This window comes from Pseudomonas sp. LAP_36, from assembly GCF_019456785.1.
Lineage (GTDB): Bacteria > Pseudomonadota > Gammaproteobacteria > Pseudomonadales > Pseudomonadaceae > Aquipseudomonas > Aquipseudomonas tritici.
In genome coordinates this window covers 1,118,584-1,136,390 of sequence record NZ_JAHZMS010000001.1, presented here as the reverse complement: position 1 = coordinate 1,136,390, position 17,807 = coordinate 1,118,584, and the positions used below count along the sequence as shown (strand labels likewise).

Below are 17,807 nucleotides of genomic sequence, written 5' to 3'. Positions count from 1 at the left end.
TTTTGTTATTGGGAAAGCGGTGGAGGTCTGAGAGATCAGATGCTCGATCAAGAAAATAGAACACAATTATATTTATTTTTGTATACAATATTTTCAAACAAAGTCGCCATACGTCGATAAAACTCGCTCTTAAGGCCATCCGACGAACGCGCAGGCCAGAAAATAAAATGCATTGACCTGCGCGGGCGGCCGTGAATACACTTCAAGCAGAAACCACTTGTATACAATTACAAAACGCAAGAGGCACCAAAACAATGAGCAAAATGAGAGCAATCGAAGCCGCCGTCCTGGTGATGCGCCGTGAAGGCGTGGACACCGCCTTCGGTATCCCAGGCGCCGCGATCAATCCGCTGTACTCGGCCTTGCAGAAGGTGGGTGGCATCGATCACGTCCTTGCTCGCCACGTTGAGGGCGCCTCGCACATGGCGGAGGGGTACACTCGCACCAAGGCCGGTAATATCGGCGTGTGCATCGGCACCTCGGGCCCGGCGGGCACTGACATGGTCACCGGCCTCTACAGCGCCTGGGCTGACTCGATCCCGATCCTGTGCATCACCGGCCAAGCACCCCGCGCCCGTATGCACAAGGAAGATTTCCAGGCCGTCGACATCACCAGCATCGTCAAGCCAGTGACCAAATGGGCGACCATGGTGATGGAGCCCGGCCAAGTGCCTTACGCGTTCCAGAAAGCCTTCTATGAAATGCGCTCCGGCCGCCCAGGTCCGGTGCTGATCGACCTGCCGTTCGACGTGCAGATGGCCGAGATTGAATTCGATATCGATGCCTACCAACCGTTGCCACTGGCCAAGCCACGGGCAACCCGCATCCAGGTCGAAAAAGCCCTGGCCTTGCTGGACCAGGCCGAACGCCCACTGCTGGTCAGCGGTGGCGGCGTGATCAATGCCGACGCCAGCGAGTTGCTGGTTGAATTTGCTGAGTTGACGGGTATCCCTGTGATCCCGACGCTGATGGGCTGGGGCACCATCCCGGACGATCACCCGCAGATGGTCGGCATGGTCGGCCTGCAAACCTCCCACCGCTATGGCAACGCGACGATGCTCAAGTCGGACGTGGTGCTGGGCATCGGTAACCGTTGGGCCAACCGCCACACCGGTTCGGTGGAGGTCTACACCGAAGGCCGCACATTCATTCACGTCGACATTGAGCCGACGCAGATTGGCCGCGTGTTCACCCCAGACCTGGGCATCGTTTCCGACGCAGGCTCGGCACTGACGATGTTCATTGAAGTGGCCCGCGAGTGGAAAGCCGCTGGCAAGCTCAAGGATCGCAGCGCCTGGTTGAATGACTGCCAGCAGCGCAAAGCCACCCTGCACCGCAAGACCCACTTCGACAACGTGCCGGTCAAACCGCAGCGCGTGTACGAAGAGATGAACCAGGTGTTCGGCAAAGACACGTGCTACGTGAGCACCATCGGCCTGTCGCAGATTGCCGGCGCGCAGTTCCTGCATGTGTACAAGCCACGCCACTGGATCAACTGCGGCCAGGCCGGCCCGTTGGGCTGGACCATTCCGGCGGCGCTCGGCGTAGTCAAAGCCGACCCGAGCCGCAAAGTGGTGGCGTTGTCCGGCGACTATGACTTCCAGTTCATGATCGAAGAGCTGGCGGTGGGCGCGCAGTTCAAGCTGCCGTACATCCACGTGGTGGTGAACAACTCCTACCTGGGCCTGATCCGCCAGGCCCAGCGCGGGTTTGAAATGGACTACTGCGTGCAGTTGTCCTTCGACAACCTCAACGCCCCGGAACTCAACGGTTACGGCGTGGACCACGTGGCCGTCGCCGAAGGCCTGGGTTGCAAGGCCCTGCGCGTGTTCGAGCCAAGCCAGATCGCGCCTGCCTTGCGCCGCGCCGAGGAAATGATCGAAGAATTCAAGGTCCCGGTGATCGTTGAGATTATTCTGGAGCGCGTGACCAATATTTCCATGGGCACCGAGATCAACGCCGTCAACGAATTCGAAGATCTGGCACTGGTCGGCAACGATGCGCCGACTGCCATTTCCCTGCTCGATTAAGGAGAACCTTATGCCGCGTTTCGCCGCCAACCTGTCCATGCTGTTTACCGAACAGGACTTCCTTGCTCGCTTCAAAGCGGCCGCCGATGCTGGCTTCGAAGGTGTCGAGTACCTGTTCCCCTACGAATTCAGCTCCGCTGAAATCAAGGCGCAACTCGACGCCCATGGCCTGACCCAAGTGCTGTTCAACCTGCCGGCCGGCGACTGGGCGAAGGGCGAACGCGGCCTGGCCTGCCACCCGGACCGCGTCGAGGAATTCCGAGCTGGGGTCAAGCTGGCGATTGCCTACGCCGAAGTGCTGGGCAATACCCAGATCAACTGCCTGGCGGGCATTCGGCCACAAGGCGTGGATGATGAAACCCTGGAAAAAACCTTTGTCGCCAACCTCAAGTACGCCGCCGACAAGCTGCAAGCGGTGGGCATCAAGCTGGTGATGGAAGCGATCAACACCCGCGACATCCCGGGTTTCTACCTGAACAACACGGCGCAGGCCCTGTCGATTCGCGAGCAAGTGGGCAGCGCCAACCTGTTCCTGCAATACGACATCTATCACATGCAAATCATGGAAGGCGACCTGGCCCGCACCATGGCCGCGCACCTGGGTGAGATCAACCACATCCAGCTGGCGGACAACCCGGGGCGCAATGAGCCGGGGACTGGGGAGATCAACTACCGCTTCCTGTTCGAACATTTGGACCGGATTGGGTACCCGGGGTGGGTTGGCTGTGAGTACAAGCCGTTGACCACCACCGAGGCGGGTTTGGGCTGGCTCAAAACCCACAACGCCATCTAACAGACACAACACAAAACAATGTGGGAGCTGGCTTGCCTGCGATAGCGGTGTAGCAGGCAATCAGTCTGTAACTGAACGATTGCCATCGCAGGCAAGCCAGCTCCCACAGTAGATCTTCGGTGTTTGGCAGACCGAGCTGGGCCTGCCTATCGAATAACAAGAGGATTTTCATCATGGCTAAAATCGGATTTATCGGCACCGGCATCATGGGCCAACCCATGGCCGCCAACCTGCAAAAAGCAGGTCACCAACTGTTCCTGTCCGAGCACCACGGCAAGGCCCCGCAAGCGCTGATCGACGCCGGCGCCGTGGCCCTGGCCAACCCGCAGCAAGTGGCGCAGGAAGCCGAGTTCATTATCGTCATGGTCCCCGATACCCCGCAGGTCGACGACGTGCTGTTCCGCGCCGACGGCGTGGCCGCAGGCCTGTCGCCCAACAAGGTAGTGATCGACATGAGTTCGATCTCTCCCACGGCGACCAAGGCTTTCGCGGCCAAGATCAACGCCGCTGGCGCGCAGTACCTCGACGCGCCGGTATCCGGTGGTGAAGTCGGCGCCAAGGCCGGCACACTGAGCATCATGATCGGTGGCGAGCCACAGACCTTCGAACGCGCCCTGCCGCTGTTCCAGGCCATGGGCAAGAACATCACCTTGGTGGGTGGCAATGGCGATGGCCAGACCGCCAAGGTCGCCAACCAGATCATCGTCGCGCTGAACATCCAGGCGGTGGCCGAAGCGCTGCTGTTCGCCGCCAAGAACGGCGCCGACCCGGCCAAAGTGCGTGAAGCGCTGATGGGGGGCTTTGCGTCATCGAAGATCCTCGAAGTGCATGGCGAGCGCATGATCAAGGGCACCTTTGATCCGGGCTTCCGCATCAATCTGCACCAGAAGGACCTCAACCTGGCGCTGGCCGGTGCCAAGGAGTTGGGGATCAACCTGCCGAACACGGCGGGTACGCAGCAGGTGTTCAGCACGTGCACGGCGATTGGCGGCGGGAATTGGGACCATTCGGCGCTGATTAAAGGCTTGGAGCATATGGCGAATTTTTCGATTCGCGATAAGTAAGACACACAGCTCCCACATTTGATCGCATTCCAATACTCAAGTTTGCTGCACACCTAATAACAAGACCCCCCCGGGAGCCCGCTTATGTCGGTCGATCCGCAACACCTGCTTCGCGAGCTGTTTGCCACAGCTATCGACGCCGCCCACCCCCGGCACGTGCTTGAACCCTGCCTGCCCGACGACCGCAGCGGCCGTGTGATCGTGATCGGCGCCGGCAAGGCCGCCGCCGCGATGGCCCTTGTGGTCGAGAATTGCTGGCAGGGCGAAGTCACTGGCCTCGTCGTCACCCGCTACGGTCACGGCGCGCCGTGCCAAAAAATCGAAGTGGTCGAAGCCGCTCATCCCGTGCCCGATGCGGCCGGCCTCGCCGTGGCCAAGCGCGTGCTGGAGTTGATCAGCGACCTGACCGAAGACGACCGCGTGATCTTCCTGCTGTCCGGCGGCGGCTCGGCGTTGCTGGCCCTGCCCGCCGAAGGCATCACCCTGGCCGACAAGCAGGCCATCAACAAAGCCCTGCTCAAATCCGGCGCGACCATTGGCGAGATGAACTGCGTGCGCAAGCACCTCTCGGCGATCAAGGGCGGCCGCCTAGCGAAAGCGGCATGGCCCGCGACGGTCTACACCTACGCGATTTCCGACGTGCCGGGTGACCAGGCCACGGTGATCGCCTCCGGCCCCACGGTCGGTGACCCGAGCACCTCACAGCAGGCCCTGGCGATCCTCAAGCGCTACAACATCGAAGCCCCCGCCTCGGTGCGCAGTTGGTTGCAGAACCCAGCCTCGGAAACCGTCAAGCCCGGTGATCCGGTGCTCGCCCGCAGCCACTTCCAACTGATCGCGCGCCCACAGCAATCGCTTGAAGCGGTCGCGGTAAAAGTCCGCCAGGCCGGTTTCAGCCCGTTGATCCTCGGCGACCTTGAGGGCGAAGCGCGGGACGTGGCCAAGGTGCACGCCGGCATCGCCCGGCAGATCGTGCAGCACGGCCAGCCACTGGCAGCGCCATGCGTGATCCTGTCCGGCGGCGAAACCACCGTGACCGTGCGCGGCAATGGCCGTGGCGGGCGCAATGCGGAATTCCTGTTGAGCCTGACCGACAGCCTCAAAGGCTTGCCCGGCGTGTACGCCCTGGCCGGTGACACCGACGGCATCGACGGTTCGGAGGACAACGCCGGCGCCATCATGACGCCGTGCAGTTATGCCCGCGCCGAAGCCCTGGGCCTGTCAGCCAGCGACGAGCTGGACAACAACAATGGCTACGGCTATTTCGCCGCGCTCGACGGTTTGATCATCACCGAGCCGACGCGCACCAACGTCAACGATTTCCGCGCCATCCTGATTCTTGAGACTGCCCACCATGACGCCTGACAAGAAGGTCAAAATCCTCGCCACCCTGGGCCCGGCCACCGACGGTATCGATGACATCCGCGAGCTGGTGGAAGCCGGGGTGAATATCTTCCGGCTCAATTTCAGCCACGGCGATCACGCCGACCACGCCCAGCGCTACCAGTGGATTCGCCAAGTCGAACGCCAGTTGAACTACCCGCTGGGCATCCTTATGGACCTGCAAGGACCGAAGCTGCGGGTCGGGCGTTTTGCCGAGGGCAAAGTGCAATTGGTGCGCGGCCAGGCCTTGCGCCTGGATCTCGACGAAACACCCGGCGACCAGTGTAGAGTCAACCTGCCCCACCCGGAAATCATCGCGGCGCTGGAACCCGGCATGGACCTGCTGCTGGACGACGGCAAACTGCGCCTGCGGGTGATCACCAAGCACGCGGACGCCATCGACACCACGGTGCTGAACGGCGGCGAATTGTCTGATCGCAAAGGCGTCAACGTCCCACAAGCTTTGTTGGAACTCAGCCCACTGACCGCCAAGGATCGGCGCGACTTGAGCTTCGGCCTGGAGCTGGGTGTGGACTGGGTGGCGCTGTCATTCGTGCAGCGCCCGGAAGATATCCGCGAAGCCCGCGAGTTGATCGGCGACAAGGCATTCCTGATGGCCAAAATCGAGAAGCCCTCTGCCGTGCAACGCCTGCGGGAAATCGCCGAACTCAGCGACGCGATCATGGTGGCCAGAGGGGACCTCGGCGTGGAGGTGCCGGCAGAAAGCGTGCCGCAGATCCAGAAAGACATCATCAGCACCTGCCGCCAGTTGGGTAAGCCGGTGGTGGTGGCCACACAGATGCTTGAATCCATGCGCTTCTCCCCAGCGCCGACCCGTGCCGAGGTAACGGACGTCGCCAACGCCGTGGCCGAAGGGGCGGACGCGGTGATGCTGTCGGCCGAAACCGCGTCCGGCGAGTACCCGCTGGAAGCCGTGCAGATGATGAGCAAGATCATCCGCCAGGTGGAAAACGGCCCGGATTACCAAACCCAGCTGGATGTCAGCCGGCCCAAGGCGGATGCCACGGTGTCGGACGCCATCAGCTGCGCGATCCGCCGTATCAGCAGCATCCTGCCGGTGGCGGTGCTGGTGAACTACAGCGAGTCCGGCAGCTCCAGCTTGCGCGCGGCGCGGGAACGGCCGGTGGCGCCGATCCTCAACCTCACGCCGAACCTGTCCACGGCGCGGCGGTTGAGCGTGGCGTGGGGCGTGCATTCGGTGGTGAATGATCGGCTGCGCCAGGTGGATGAGGTGTGTTCCACGGCGCTGGAGATTGCCCAGGCGCAAGGCATGGCGCAGCGCGGGGATACCTTGGTGATTACGGCGGGGGTGCCGTTCGGGCAGCCGGGCTCGACCAACTCACTGCGTATCGAGACGTTGATTTAGCGTCTGTAAGGGCCCCTTCGCGAGCAAGCCCGCTCCCACTTTCGACCGCGTTTTACCTGACTGAACGCGATCGAATGTGGGAGCGGGCTTGCTCGCAAAGGGGGCAACTCGGTCTGACTGAATGACCCCAAATGCACAACCCATCCTGCCCCGACTGGGCCGAAGCCCTGCTCAACGGTTTCAGCCAGATCTTCCTGCAGCGCCAGCCGCTGTGTGGCCTGCTGTGCCTGCTGGCCATCCTGATCGGCGCCCCCACTTTGTTCGGCGGGGCGTTGCTGGGTGGCGTCGCGGGATTGCTCACGGCTCAGCGCCGCGGCTATCCCAAGGCTGAGCGCCAGGCCGGCCTTTATAGCTACAACGGCGTGTTGCTGGGCGTATTGATCAGCCATTGCTTCGCCTGGTCGGCCTTGTTGCCACCGCTGATCCTGGCGTGCGGTGGCTTGAGTGCGATCCTGACCCGGCAATGGTTGAAGCGCGCCAGTCAGCCCGATGACTTGCCAGCGTATACCGCGCCTTTTGTCGTACTGGGTTGGTCGCTACTGGGCATGGTCCCGGAGAGTACGCTTACCCTGAACGAACCCGACACCTTGAACATCCTCACGGCACCTTTTATCGGACTCGCCCAAATCATGCTGCTGGACCAGCCCATCGCCGGGGCCCTGATTGCGCTGGGCTTGTGGCTGGCCAACCGCCGCGCCGCCGTGTGGGCCTTGATTGGCGCCAGTGTCGGCGTGCTGATTGCGCTGTGGCTGGACGAACACGCCAGCGCCCTCCTCGGCCTGCACAGCTACAACCCTGCATTGGCAGCGCTGGCATTGAGCCAAGTGCGCCGGCAACCCTGGCTGCCGCTGCTCGGCATCGTGCTGGCGATCCTCCTCACGCCGGGCTTTGCCGCCCTGCACCTGCCCGCGTTGACCGCGCCATTCATCCTTGCTTGCTGGCTGGTGCGCGCAGGCGGTCGCGTGCTACGCAAACCCTGCATGGACAGGCCCTTCGAATCCCCCTAGGCTTGCCCGATATCAGTTTCAGGCGGGATTTATGGACAGCAACAACGACTGGCGCCAGCGGCTCTACGTCATGGTTTTTCAAAGTGACACCAAGGCCGGGCGGCGTTTTGACGGCATCCTGCTGCTGATCATCCTCGCCAGCCTGGTGATCGTGATGCTCGACAGCATCGACCAGATCCACCAGAACTACGCTGACGTGCTGGCCTATATCGAGTGGGGGTTTACCCTCATCTTCCTGATCGAGTACGGGCTGCGGCTGTACTGCTCGCCCAAACCGTTGCGCTATGCCTTCAGCTTTTATGGGCTGGTGGACCTGCTGGCCATCGTGCCCGGCATCCTCGCGCTGTATTACAGCGACGCGCAGTACCTGCTGATCATCCGCATCATCCGGATGCTGCGGATTTTCCGCGTGCTCAAGCTCAGCCCGTACCTCAAGCAGGCCAATTACTTGATGGCGGCGCTGCGCGGCAGCAAGCAGAAGATCGTGGTGTTCCTGGTGAGCGTGTGCACGCTGGTCACGGTATTCGGCACCTTGATGTACGTGATCGAAGGCCCGGAACACGGCTTTACCAGCATCCCCAAAGGTATTTACTGGGCCATCGTCACGCTGACCACCGTGGGCTTTGGCGATATCGTGCCGAAGACGCCGCTGGGCCAGGTGATTTCGTCGCTGGTGATGATCACCGGTTATTCGATCATCGCCGTGCCTACCGGTATTTTCACCGCCGAACTGGCGAGTGCCATGCGCGGCGAACAGCTGCAGACCGACTGCCCGGTGTGCAAGAAAGACAGCCATGAGCCCAACGCCGCGTTCTGCTCGCGGTGTGGGAGTAATCTTTTTCGTAAAGTGGAATAAGCAAAGTGCGTTTTAATCTTTAAACGTCTATGCGGAGCCCGCTATAGTCGCTGGCAAAATGCCCTCACGCATACAGCAACCTTCTCGAATAACAAGGAATGAGCAGTGAAAAAACTCGTTAGCGCCTCTCTTCTGGCCGCCGGCCTTGCCCTGGCGGGCGCCGCACAGGCTGCCCCGGTCACACTGCTCAACGTCTCCTACGACGTGATGCGCGATTTCTACAAGGACTACAACGCCGCCTTCCAGAAACACTGGGAAGCCGAGCACCCAGACGACAAGCTGACCCTGCAGATGTCTTTCGGCGGTTCCAGCAAACAAGCGCGCTCGGTCATCGACGGCCTGCCGGCTGACGTCATCACCATGAACATGGCCACCGACATCAACGCCCTGGCCGACAACGGCAAATTGGTGCCGGACAACTGGGTCACCCGCCTGCCGGACAACAGCGCACCGTTCACTTCCGCCACTGTATTCATCGTGCGCAAAGGCAACCCGAAAGCCCTGAAAGACTGGCCGGACCTGCTCAAGGACGGCGTGCAAGTGATCGTGCCCAACCCGAAAACCTCGGGTAACGGCCGCTACACCTATCTCTCGGCCTGGGGTTATGTGCTGAAAAACGGCGGTGATGAAGAGAAGGCCAAGGCCTTCGTCGGCAAACTGTTCAAACAGGCGCCTGTGCTGGACACCGGCGGCCGTGCGGCTACCACGACCTTCATGACCAACCAGATCGGCGACGTGCTGGTGACCTTCGAGAACGAAGCTGAAATGATCGCCCGTGAATTCGGCCGTGATCAGTTCGAAGTGATCTACCCAAGCGTCTCTGCCGAAGCGGAGCCGCCGGTGTCGGTGGTCGACAAGGTGATCGAGAAGAAAGGCACCCGCGTGGCTGCCGAAGACTACTTGAAGTACCTGTGGTCGCCGGAAGGCCAGGAGATCGCGGCGAACAACTACCTGCGCCCACGTGATCCGAAAGTGCTGGCCAAATACACCGACCGCTTCCCGAAAGTTGACTTCCTGTCGGTGGAGAAGACCTTTGGTGACTGGCGCACGGTGCAGAAGACTCACTTCAATGATGGTGGGGTGTTTGACCAGATCTATTCCGGTCAATAAGCCCTGGTTCAAGAGCCCCTGAGTTCAGGGGCTTTTGCTTTATGCAGGGATACACCACACACCCTCACTGCCTGTACCCTTCCTGGGAAACGGCGCATCGACTTCAAACCCAGCCCCCTTCAACCGCAGTCGCCCGGCCGGACCGTTCGGGAACTCACTCGCGGCGATGGGCACCACCACAAAGCCACTCTTCTCACCGCAGGCCTCGCTGACGGCCAGTGCTACCGTGGCACGATCAAACGTGACACGACCTTTTGATGGTGAGAACTGTGCCGAGAAATCCACGAGCATCTCGTCGGGCGCCTCTTCAACCTGATAGCTGCCGCTCATGCTGATAGACCCGGCCACAGCGCTCATGGGGACCATGAGGCGTACCGTGTCGGGGTGCTTCAGCTGTGTAATGACAGGATCAATGACCCGCGCCAGGTGCCGATTGCGCTCGCTAATCTCCTCGGCGATCCGTCGATTCAGCGCTGCATCAGGCACATCGACGCTCTGCCTCACGTTCGCCAGCAAACGTTGGACGGGAGTTTGCCCCTCGATGATTGACTGCCACCCATTGGCGTCCAGACGGTCCAGGATATAAATGGCCAATGCGCCCAACGCGTAGCTTTCGCCATCCAGAGACAAGGCTGCAGCGCTCGGGAAGCGTGCCATCACGCCTTGCGCCCAGGCTTCAGGCTCATCCGCAGCAACACTCGCAAAAGTCCGAGCAAGCCCTTCTATGTATTCGGCGGTGCCTTCGAGAATGTCGTAGTAGCGAATGTCCTGAGCCTCCAGGGCAAATTCGGTCTGCCAACGGTCATGCCAATAGCGCGCCTTGCCCAACGCCTGGGGATCACCTTGCAGCGATGCATATAAGGCGTTGATCAAGTGTTGCCGGTACTGCCTGGGCTGGGCCTGAAGAGGATAGCGCCCGGCGCGCGAGCCCGAAATCAATTGCCAACCGGCCTGACCAAAGAAATGAAAGGCTTCATGGGTTGCCAGTGCAAACAATGCTGGCACTGCGCTGAGATTGTTGAGCATGTTGCGCGCTTCAACCTCTGGCAAGGTTTGACCCAGGCCCATATAGACGGTGGGTCGCCCCTCCCACAGCAGTTCCTTGAAGGATTTGTAATCCGACGAAAAACCAAGCGCGTGTACAGGTCCCGCCGCAATCGCCCGATAACCGTTTGCATCGATCAGCCAGGCCGAAACGCCGTCGTACACCAGAATCTGCGCCTGAGCATAAAATCCGGTCTGGCCTTTCAGGCGCTCCATTGTCGCCAGCCTCGGCCAGGCGGATGCGGTAGCCGCGGCCATCCGCTCGACGTAAACCGTGTAAGTGATCGTTTCGAGCTGTTTTTCAGCGGCGACTGTGATGACCGGTATGAGCAGGCAAGGCATCAACATCTGGATAATCCGCATAGTGAGGTTCCTGTCTTGATTCAGCCTGCGAGCGTGCATGCGTCGAATCTACGACAGGCAGCCCCTGCGGCCTTGCCAGACAAGTCCTGTAACTGCGTCGGAACCAGCCTATATGAAAAAGCCAACTACATAGGGGGTGTTACGCCATCTTTGCCGGCCGAGATGGCCTGGGCAGTGACCGTCCCATCCGCCCCCTGCGCCGCAAACAACACCACCTTCACCCCCGCCTTGAGCAAGCTGCGATCCCCTGGTTCCAGGTTGACGATCGGCACACCCTCCGGCACCACGATCTTCTTCTCGCCGCCTTTGTACTTCACGGTCAGGGTACGGCCGTTGCTGACCACCAAGTCGCCAACGGTGCCGTTGGTCATGCTGCTGCCTTCTTTCAAATCAAACGCGCGGTGCCCGTCGCCCGTGCCGGCCATGGCCGGTGGGAACACATGCACTTCAAGCGCAGTCAACGTGCCATCAGCATTGGGCATGGCCGCCGAACCGATGTAACTGCCGGGCTTGATCTCGTCGATCTTGGCCAGGGTGACGGCGCGTACTTGAGTGGCCTGTGTCAAATGCACCGTGACGTCTTCGCCGCTGTTGACCTTGACCTGCATCGTATCGCCGTCCATGGCGGTGATGGCGCCGCGCACGCCCACGCGCGGGGCCTCGGCAGCCTGGGCCAGCCCTACGGCCATGGCGGCAGCAAGCGTGGAAGCCAGGAGCATCTTGTTCAACGTGATCTTCATTGCAATGGATTTCCTGTTTCGGCGGTTGTTTCTGAATGTATCATCCCCCTTCGCGCAGAAAGTTAACGATTCACTCATCATTACCGGGCATGGGTGTTATCACTGCCACCAGCCTACCCAGGCTACGGTGTTGTCTTTAGGCTCGCCCCACTTCCTTCGCTTTTATGAGAACACCATGAACGCTACTTCCCACGCTACAAGCACCATGACCCGGAGCATGGTGATGCTGTTTGCGTTTTGCTGCGGCGCCATCGTCGCCAACATCTACTACGCGCAACCGATCATCGAACTGATCGCGCCGGACATCGGCCTCACGCCTGCCATGGCCAGCCTGATCGTATCGCTGACGCAAATCGGTTACGCCCTTGGCTTGTTTTTCCTAGTGCCCCTGGGCGACCTGCTGGAAAACCGCAAGCTGATGATCGCCACTACCGTGCTCGCTATCGCCAGCCTGCTGGGGGCAGCGTACACCGAACAACCCAACCTGTTTTTGCTGGTGTCGTTGCTGATCGGCTTCAGTTCGGTGTCGGTGCAGATCCTGATCCCGCTGGCCGCGCACCTGGCGCCCGCCGAGTCCCGTGGCCGTGTAGTCGGCAGCATCATGGGTGGCCTGTTGCTGGGTATCCTGCTGGCCCGACCGGTGTCCAGCGTGGTCGCGGACCACTTTGGCTGGCGCGCAATGTTCATGGCGGCGGCGGCGTTGATGGCATTTATCAGCGTGGTGCTGATGCTGACCATTCCTAAACGTCAGCCGGATCACTCCGCCAGCTATGGCCAATTGCTGGGTTCATTGGGCACCTTGCTGCGTCAGCAACCGGTACTGCGCCAACGGGCGTTCTACCAGGGCTGCATGTTCGCCACCTTCAGCCTGTTCTGGACCGCCGCCCCACTGGAGCTGGCGCGTAACCACGGCCTGAGCCAAAGTGAAATCGCGCTGTTTGCCTTGGTCGGTGCCCTGGGTGCCATCGCCGCGCCTATCGCAGGTCGCCTGGCCGACGCCGGCCATACCCACCGCGCTTCGTTGCTGGCCATGCTGTTTGCCGCGCTGAGCTTCCTGCCAGCCTTCGTACATCCGTTGTACAGCGTCATCGGCCTGGCCGTGACCGGCGTGGTCCTGGACTTCTGCGTGCAGATGAACATGGTGCTTGGCCAACGCGCCATCTACGCCCTCGACGCCAACAGCCGCAGCCGACTGAACGCGCTGTACATGACCAGCATCTTCATCGGCGGCGCTTTCGGCTCGGCGATTGCCAGCAGCGTGTATGAACACGGCGGTTGGCTGGGTGTGATGCTGGTGGGCAGCGCGTTTCCGTTGCTGGCGCTGTTGCGGTTCCTCAGCGCTTCGCGTCAGGCCACGGCTGCCACCGCTTGAGTGACGGGTTTAAGGCTGGTTTTCCCCCGCGGATGCCTGGCCGGACGGCGAGGTTATCAGGCTTATCAGCTGCGCGAAAAACGCTAACAGGGTGATGGCAAACATTTGGATCAAGCCGGCGGCGCCTTCCAGTGCCTTATCCTGCAACGGGGCGGGTGCAGGCACGGGTACAGGGGCAGGCGTCGGCGTAGGTAAAGGCTGGACGTTAGGTGTCTTGCCGCCCCCCTGCACGTCGGCTGGCTTGATCTCCCCTTTGCTCTTGACTACCAGGTCTGCGTTGCCCGTGCCTTTCAGGTCAATAGCCAGGCTTGAGAGGCCCGTACGGGGGTCATGCTTGAGCATCGCCTCACCCGCTCGCCCGGTGAACCGGTCAGTAAACACCAGGGCCCCCACACCCGCGTCCTTCATGGCGCCCGAAACGTCGATCTTATCGGTGCCGCTGGTGAAGTCCTCGATCATGTCAGGGTCGGATGGCGTGGAGTCGCTGGCCTTGTCGTAGACAAAGGTGTCTGCGCCGCCACCGCCTCGCAGGGTGTCGCCCCTCCCACCCCCCTTGAGCCGATTACCGGCTTCATTCCCCGATATCGTGTCCCGGCCAGAGCCGCCAATCGCGTTTTCAATCGTGCAGCCCTTGGCAATGGACACATTGCCCTTCAACCCACCTACGTCAGAAAACGATTCGGCATTCAGGTTGATGTTCTGGTCCTGGGAAAAGCCGGAGAAATCCAGCGTGTCGACACCACCACCGTCCCAGACACAGAACACGGGTTTGTCCTTGGCGCTATTGAGGCTCATCGCCTCCCGCTCGGTATTGGAATTGAAGCCATAGGTGGTGTCGGTGTTACGGGTTTGGTGGTTGGCCCCGTACAAGCGTTGCGCCGCCGCGATATCGTCCATCATCGGCGCAGAGGGGTTCTGCCCCTTGAAGTCGTGCCCCTTCTGATTCTTCTCCGACCAATAACTCATCACCGTGCGCGCCTTTGTATCCTCGGCGTAGACCGCGCCGTTCTGGTAATTGGAGCCACCGCCGTTGTAGTTCCCCGGATGGTGCAGGCCAATGGCGTGGCCCACTTCATGGATCGCAGTGACTGAAAAGTGACTGCCCAATGCCGGCGACCCGCTCTCTCTTAGCGTGCCGATCGTGGCAGATGTGTTGGCAGTGGAGCGACCGGGAAATGTGGCAACCCCACGATCACCGCGAGGGTTATTGCGGATATTGAGCGTGCCGTCCGAGTTGCCTGACTGCTCGCGAAAATTGATATTGGCTACGTCCTGCCAGGACTGCACCGCCTGGCGGACGCGTTGCTGCTGTGGTTTGGTGAAACTGTTGTCCACCGTGTAATTCACGTCGACCTTCGAGTCGCCGTTACGGTCATGAAATCGCAGGTTGTCCCGCGTGATGTGTTGGGCTGCCTGGTCCGTGGTGTAAGTCGGCTTGTTACCAGCCCCCACACCAAACGGGCCGGGGTCCGATACCGGTAGGTTGTGAAGAGGAATAACGCTACGCAGGTCATAATTGTTCATTGTGCGGCACCTTTGGTTTTAATAAATAGGGCCGGCCAACGGATCGTCGGCCAATCACTCCAGAGGTAAATTCGCACGTTGAAAAATCTGATACCAACGCAGATTTGGTTCTAACCGCAACACCTGTGAGCCCCGAAACACAAGGCGATACACCCAGGAATTCCTTTGCAATTTAAACACTCGACAACACAAATGCCCGGGCGATATCGAGTTGTTTTGGCAAGAGAAAAACAAAATCTAAAAAAGCAGTGGTTACTCAAGTACGCCGTTTTTCCAGCGCTGAGGACACATCCATTAACCCTTCCTCAGGACCGCACCAGCTTCTCAAGCGCAGCATCCGCCAGGAAGGAAGAACGGCTCTTGATCTTATGCTCACGCACATAACGGTCGATGCGCTGGATGACATAACCAGGCAACGTCACATTGACCTTCTCGGTCTTGCCCAGGTAGGGCGAGATGTCCAATTCCAACATCCCCCAACCCATGCCGGCGTAGTCTTCGTGCGCGTGATGATTGGCGACCGACGTTGGCATCGGAATCGGCCCACCCTCTGCGGCAATCTCTTGCAGCCTGATGTGCGCGACTTCCACTGCGGCCTTGTAGGCCTCTTCAAAACTGTCCCCGGCCGTGACCGCGCCTGGGATATCGGGGATCTGGATACCGGTGGCGGTGAAGTCATCGCCCCATTCGATACAGATTGGGTATTGCATGAATATTCTCCTTAAAACTCAAACAGGCCGGCGCGTTTTCTGATGCTTCTGACAGTGCCCAGCGGCAAATCCTTTTTAGGATGGGGAGCGGGGATCGTGTACGGGTTATAGCGGTGGGTGAATATATGATGACTGCCCGTAACTCGATCCAACACCCAGCCTGCCTCTTGCAGTTCCTTGATCAATAACCTGCTTTGCACCTCAGCATCCTTGGCCTGGCCTGAATAAAAATAACCCTAGAGTTATCTTTACTCAAGCATAAAATGACCAATCCTGACTGACGGCTGTTTTACCGGATGTTGAAGGCCCATCTGCTCAACGCTTAAACACATGACACACGCAGGCCATCGCCTTAGGCTTGGGCGCCGCCAACCCAAACAGGAATCACCGATGGACCGCCTCACCGCCATGGAGACCTTCGTCCACGTTGTCGAGACCGGCTCTTTCTCCGCTGCCGCCAAACGCCTGGGCATTGGCCAGCCCGCCGTCTCCAAAAGCATTGCGCAACTGGAGACGCGCCTGGCGGTGCGCCTGGTACTGCGCTCCACACGGGGCCTGACGACGACCGAGGCAGGCCTGGCCTTTTTCGAGAAAGCCAAGCGCGCCATCGATGAAGCCAACGCGGCCGACGACGCCGCCCGTGGCGCAGGCGCGGGACTCACCGGCAACCTGCGCATCAGCGCGCCGGTGACCTTCGCCCGGATGCATATCATTCCTCACCTGGGCCCCTTCCTCTCGCAGTTCCCCGAATTGAATGTGGACGTCGTGCTCGACGACCGCAGCCTCAATCTGGTCGAAGAAGGCATCGACGTGGCCCTGCGCATGGGCAACATGAATGACTCGAGCCTCACGGCGCGCAAGATCGGCGAATCGCCGTGCATCATCCTGGGCACCCCGCGCTATTTCGAACGTTTCGGTGAACCCGCCACCCCGGCGGATTTGCTGCAACACGAAGCAATCATCTACACCCGCGGCGAAGGCTCGCACTGGACCTTCACCCAAGGCGACATCGAATACCCGCTCGTCGCCCACGGCCGCGTACGCGTGACGGCGGCTGAAGGTGTCCGCGCAGCCGTATTGAGTCATCTGGGACTGACCTTGTCGTCCACCTGGATGTTTGCGCCGGAACTGGCCAGCGGCGAAGTGAAGCGGGTACTGACCGACTGGACATTACCGCCCAGGGATTTATGGGCGGTGTTCCCCACCGGCAGGATGGCGAGTGCCAAGGCGCGGGCGTTTGTCGAATATGTGGAGGGATTATTGCTGTAGGACCGTACTGCAGAAGCTGGGGATGCGGCCATTCAACGAGGGCCAATAGCTGAACGGGATTGCGCTGGCGAATAAGCTCGGCTGACGCTGCAACATTGCCAGAATAACGTGCGAGGCGATGGTCAACGCGAGCGTCTGCCCTGGGCAATGGTGTCTCCCCGAACCAAAACTGAAGACTCGCCGATGCGCACGTTCAAGCTGGAACGTGTCAGGGTCCGGGTTCGCATCAGGGTCCCGATTGGCAGCCGCCAGCAATACCAGAATCGTATCCCCAGCCTCTACAACACGGCGGCCAATCGTGCAGCGCCTAGCAACGAATCGCCGCGTGTTTTGCACCGGAGAATCGTAGCGGGCCACTTCCTCCACCAGTGCAGCGACCAGGGTTGGTGCGCGTAGGATCTGCTCAACCAGATCAGGTCGCTGACAGAGCAATACCCGCGTATTGCCGATCAGGCCAGCCGTCGCTTCGCAGGTCTGCGACAACAGTCCAATCAGGTTGGCATTCAGCACTTGCGCGTCCTGCCAGTCACCTCTACGAATCAGTGCCAGCAACCCTATTTCCTCAAGCACACCGTTGAACATCTGACTCAATTGCGACACACCAATGTCGGCCTTCTGCAGTTGAGCGGCGTTACTCAACGGTGAGAGGCAGGCCACGAAATCGCGCGTCAAACCGGCGACGGCTTTTAACTGCGTACAGGGCACGCCCAATAGGTGTGCAACCACCGACACCGGGAGGGTGAACATCCATTCATCCGGGGTTTTCATACGGGTGCTGAGCTGCCTCACCACGGTCGCAACGTGCTGCGCGTCCAGGGCGGCCAGCGCCGGTTCGATGATCGCCCTAGGGCAGCGATGGGCAGCGCCTTCATTCATGCGCATCAACCGCGCAAACACCTGGCCTGCTGCACGTTGCGCGATGGCGGGAGGCACTGGCTCATGGGGCGGGCGTACACGACAGTCGGGATGCGCCAAAACAGCCTCCACCGTCTCTGCGCGGCTGGCGACCCACAGCCCAAGTTCGGCATCGAACAGCAGCTCTTCATTACGCCGCAAACGGGCGTAGTAGGCATAGGGGTCTGCATGGGTGGCGGCTTCAAGCGGCGTCATTGAGTACGTCCTGTTCAAAAAGAACCGTTACTATCGGCGCTCTCG

Annotated in this window: 16 protein-coding genes; 10 read left to right on the top strand and 6 right to left on the bottom strand. The window is 60.5% G+C overall.

The window, feature by feature from the left end; all coding sequences use genetic code 11:
- Positions 1 to 254 precede the first annotated feature (254 nt).
- From gcl to JBO08_RS05295, 8 genes are all read left to right on the top strand, one after another.
- Complete coding sequence (gene gcl, locus JBO08_RS05330; protein ID WP_065872681.1) at positions 255 to 2,030, top strand: glyoxylate carboligase; 1,776 nt, start codon at positions 255 to 257, stop codon at positions 2,028 to 2,030.
- Between the two features lie 10 nt (positions 2,031 to 2,040).
- Positions 2,041 to 2,823: a hydroxypyruvate isomerase gene (hyi, locus tag JBO08_RS05325; protein WP_065872682.1), complete on the top strand. Its 783-nt coding sequence runs from the start codon at positions 2,041 to 2,043 to the stop codon at positions 2,821 to 2,823.
- A 173-nt stretch (positions 2,824 to 2,996) separates the two neighbouring features.
- The gene (locus tag JBO08_RS05320) at positions 2,997 to 3,887 is read left to right on the top strand and encodes a 2-hydroxy-3-oxopropionate reductase (RefSeq protein ID WP_049709245.1); all 891 of its coding nucleotides are present in this window, start codon (positions 2,997 to 2,999) and stop codon (positions 3,885 to 3,887) included.
- Positions 3,888 to 3,971: 84 nt separating this feature from the next.
- Positions 3,972 to 5,252: a glycerate kinase gene (locus tag JBO08_RS05315; RefSeq protein ID WP_220074444.1), complete on the top strand. Its 1,281-nt coding sequence runs from the start codon at positions 3,972 to 3,974 to the stop codon at positions 5,250 to 5,252.
- On the top strand, positions 5,242 to 6,657 hold the full coding sequence (gene pyk / locus JBO08_RS05310; protein WP_049709247.1) for a pyruvate kinase: 1,416 nt from the start codon (positions 5,242 to 5,244) through the stop codon (positions 6,655 to 6,657). Before JBO08_RS05315 ends, pyk begins: the two co-directional genes overlap by 11 nt.
- 131 nt (positions 6,658 to 6,788) lie before the next feature.
- On the top strand, positions 6,789 to 7,664 hold the full coding sequence (locus JBO08_RS05305) for an urea transporter (protein ID WP_186752975.1): 876 nt from the start codon (positions 6,789 to 6,791) through the stop codon (positions 7,662 to 7,664).
- A gap of 31 nt (positions 7,665 to 7,695) precedes the next feature.
- Positions 7,696 to 8,520: an ion transporter gene (locus JBO08_RS05300; protein ID WP_049709249.1), complete on the top strand. Its 825-nt coding sequence runs from the start codon at positions 7,696 to 7,698 to the stop codon at positions 8,518 to 8,520.
- A gap of 105 nt (positions 8,521 to 8,625) precedes the next feature.
- A complete protein-coding gene (locus JBO08_RS05295) occupies positions 8,626 to 9,630 on the top strand; it encodes a sulfate ABC transporter substrate-binding protein (protein WP_186752976.1) in 1,005 nt (334 codons plus the stop codon).
- A 39-nt stretch (positions 9,631 to 9,669) separates the two neighbouring features.
- On the opposite strand, the gene JBO08_RS05290 is transcribed toward JBO08_RS05295, so the two are convergent.
- Together JBO08_RS05290 and JBO08_RS05285 are read right to left on the bottom strand one after the other, a co-directional pair.
- Complete coding sequence (locus tag JBO08_RS05290) at positions 9,670 to 11,037, bottom strand: hypothetical protein (RefSeq protein ID WP_220074445.1); 1,368 nt, start codon at positions 11,035 to 11,037, stop codon at positions 9,670 to 9,672.
- Positions 11,038 to 11,162: 125 nt separating this feature from the next.
- A complete protein-coding gene (locus JBO08_RS05285; RefSeq protein WP_065872688.1) occupies positions 11,163 to 11,777 on the bottom strand; it encodes a DUF5666 domain-containing protein in 615 nt (204 codons plus the stop codon).
- A gap of 175 nt (positions 11,778 to 11,952) precedes the next feature.
- Here JBO08_RS05285 and JBO08_RS05280 point away from each other — a divergent pair, with 175 nt between their 5' ends.
- Entirely contained in the window at positions 11,953 to 13,149 is a 1,197-nt protein-coding gene (locus JBO08_RS05280) for an MFS transporter (RefSeq protein ID WP_083207090.1), read from the top strand.
- A gap of 9 nt (positions 13,150 to 13,158) precedes the next feature.
- On the opposite strand, the gene JBO08_RS05275 is transcribed toward JBO08_RS05280, so the two are convergent.
- The 3 genes from JBO08_RS05275 to JBO08_RS05265 form a co-directional block, all read right to left on the bottom strand.
- Positions 13,159 to 14,673: a M10 family metallopeptidase C-terminal domain-containing protein gene (locus JBO08_RS05275; RefSeq protein ID WP_220074446.1), complete on the bottom strand. Its 1,515-nt coding sequence runs from the start codon at positions 14,671 to 14,673 to the stop codon at positions 13,159 to 13,161.
- A gap of 305 nt (positions 14,674 to 14,978) precedes the next feature.
- Entirely contained in the window at positions 14,979 to 15,383 is a 405-nt protein-coding gene (locus tag JBO08_RS05270; RefSeq protein ID WP_065872691.1) for a type II toxin-antitoxin system HicB family antitoxin, read from the bottom strand.
- Positions 15,384 to 15,394: 11 nt separating this feature from the next.
- Positions 15,395 to 15,583 carry a type II toxin-antitoxin system HicA family toxin gene (locus JBO08_RS05265; protein ID WP_065872692.1) on the bottom strand — a complete coding sequence of 63 codons (189 nt, stop codon included), beginning with the start codon at positions 15,581 to 15,583 and terminating at the stop codon, positions 15,395 to 15,397.
- Positions 15,584 to 15,773: 190 nt separating this feature from the next.
- Between JBO08_RS05265 and JBO08_RS05260 the strand changes: the two genes are divergently transcribed.
- Positions 15,774 to 16,652, top strand: a complete 879-nt coding sequence (locus JBO08_RS05260) for a LysR family transcriptional regulator (RefSeq protein WP_065882447.1) — start codon at positions 15,774 to 15,776, stop codon at positions 16,650 to 16,652.
- Here JBO08_RS05260 and JBO08_RS05255 read toward each other — a convergent pair.
- Positions 16,641 to 17,762, bottom strand: coding sequence for a cytochrome P450 (locus JBO08_RS05255; RefSeq protein WP_065882445.1), 1,122 nt, complete (start codon positions 17,760 to 17,762; stop codon positions 16,641 to 16,643). The genes JBO08_RS05260 and JBO08_RS05255 overlap by 12 nt on opposite strands.
- Positions 17,763 to 17,807: the final 45 nt, after the last annotated feature.

Bases quoted from the DNA above. Each gene is read 5' to 3' on its own strand.
- JBO08_RS05320 (WP_049709245.1), top strand. From the start codon at position 2,997: ATGGCTAAAATCGGATTTATCGGCACCGGCATCATGGGCCAACCCATG.
- JBO08_RS05270 (WP_065872691.1), bottom strand. From the start codon at position 15,383: ATGCAATACCCAATCTGTATCGAATGGGGCGATGACTTCACCGCCACC.
- JBO08_RS05315 (WP_220074444.1), top strand. From the start codon at position 3,972: ATGTCGGTCGATCCGCAACACCTGCTTCGCGAGCTGTTTGCCACAGCT.
- JBO08_RS05280 (WP_083207090.1), top strand. From the start codon at position 11,953: ATGAACGCTACTTCCCACGCTACAAGCACCATGACCCGGAGCATGGTG.
- JBO08_RS05300 (WP_049709249.1), top strand. From the start codon at position 7,696: ATGGACAGCAACAACGACTGGCGCCAGCGGCTCTACGTCATGGTTTTT.
- JBO08_RS05285 (WP_065872688.1), bottom strand. From the start codon at position 11,777: ATGAAGATCACGTTGAACAAGATGCTCCTGGCTTCCACGCTTGCTGCC.
- gcl (WP_065872681.1), top strand. From the start codon at position 255: ATGAGCAAAATGAGAGCAATCGAAGCCGCCGTCCTGGTGATGCGCCGT.
- hyi (WP_065872682.1), top strand. From the start codon at position 2,041: ATGCCGCGTTTCGCCGCCAACCTGTCCATGCTGTTTACCGAACAGGAC.
- JBO08_RS05305 (WP_186752975.1), top strand. From the start codon at position 6,789: ATGCACAACCCATCCTGCCCCGACTGGGCCGAAGCCCTGCTCAACGGT.
- JBO08_RS05260 (WP_065882447.1), top strand. From the start codon at position 15,774: ATGGACCGCCTCACCGCCATGGAGACCTTCGTCCACGTTGTCGAGACC.
- JBO08_RS05275 (WP_220074446.1), bottom strand. From the start codon at position 14,673: ATGAACAATTATGACCTGCGTAGCGTTATTCCTCTTCACAACCTACCG.
- pyk (WP_049709247.1), top strand. From the start codon at position 5,242: ATGACGCCTGACAAGAAGGTCAAAATCCTCGCCACCCTGGGCCCGGCC.
- JBO08_RS05255 (WP_065882445.1), bottom strand. From the start codon at position 17,762: ATGACGCCGCTTGAAGCCGCCACCCATGCAGACCCCTATGCCTACTAC.
- JBO08_RS05290 (WP_220074445.1), bottom strand. From the start codon at position 11,037: ATGCGGATTATCCAGATGTTGATGCCTTGCCTGCTCATACCGGTCATC.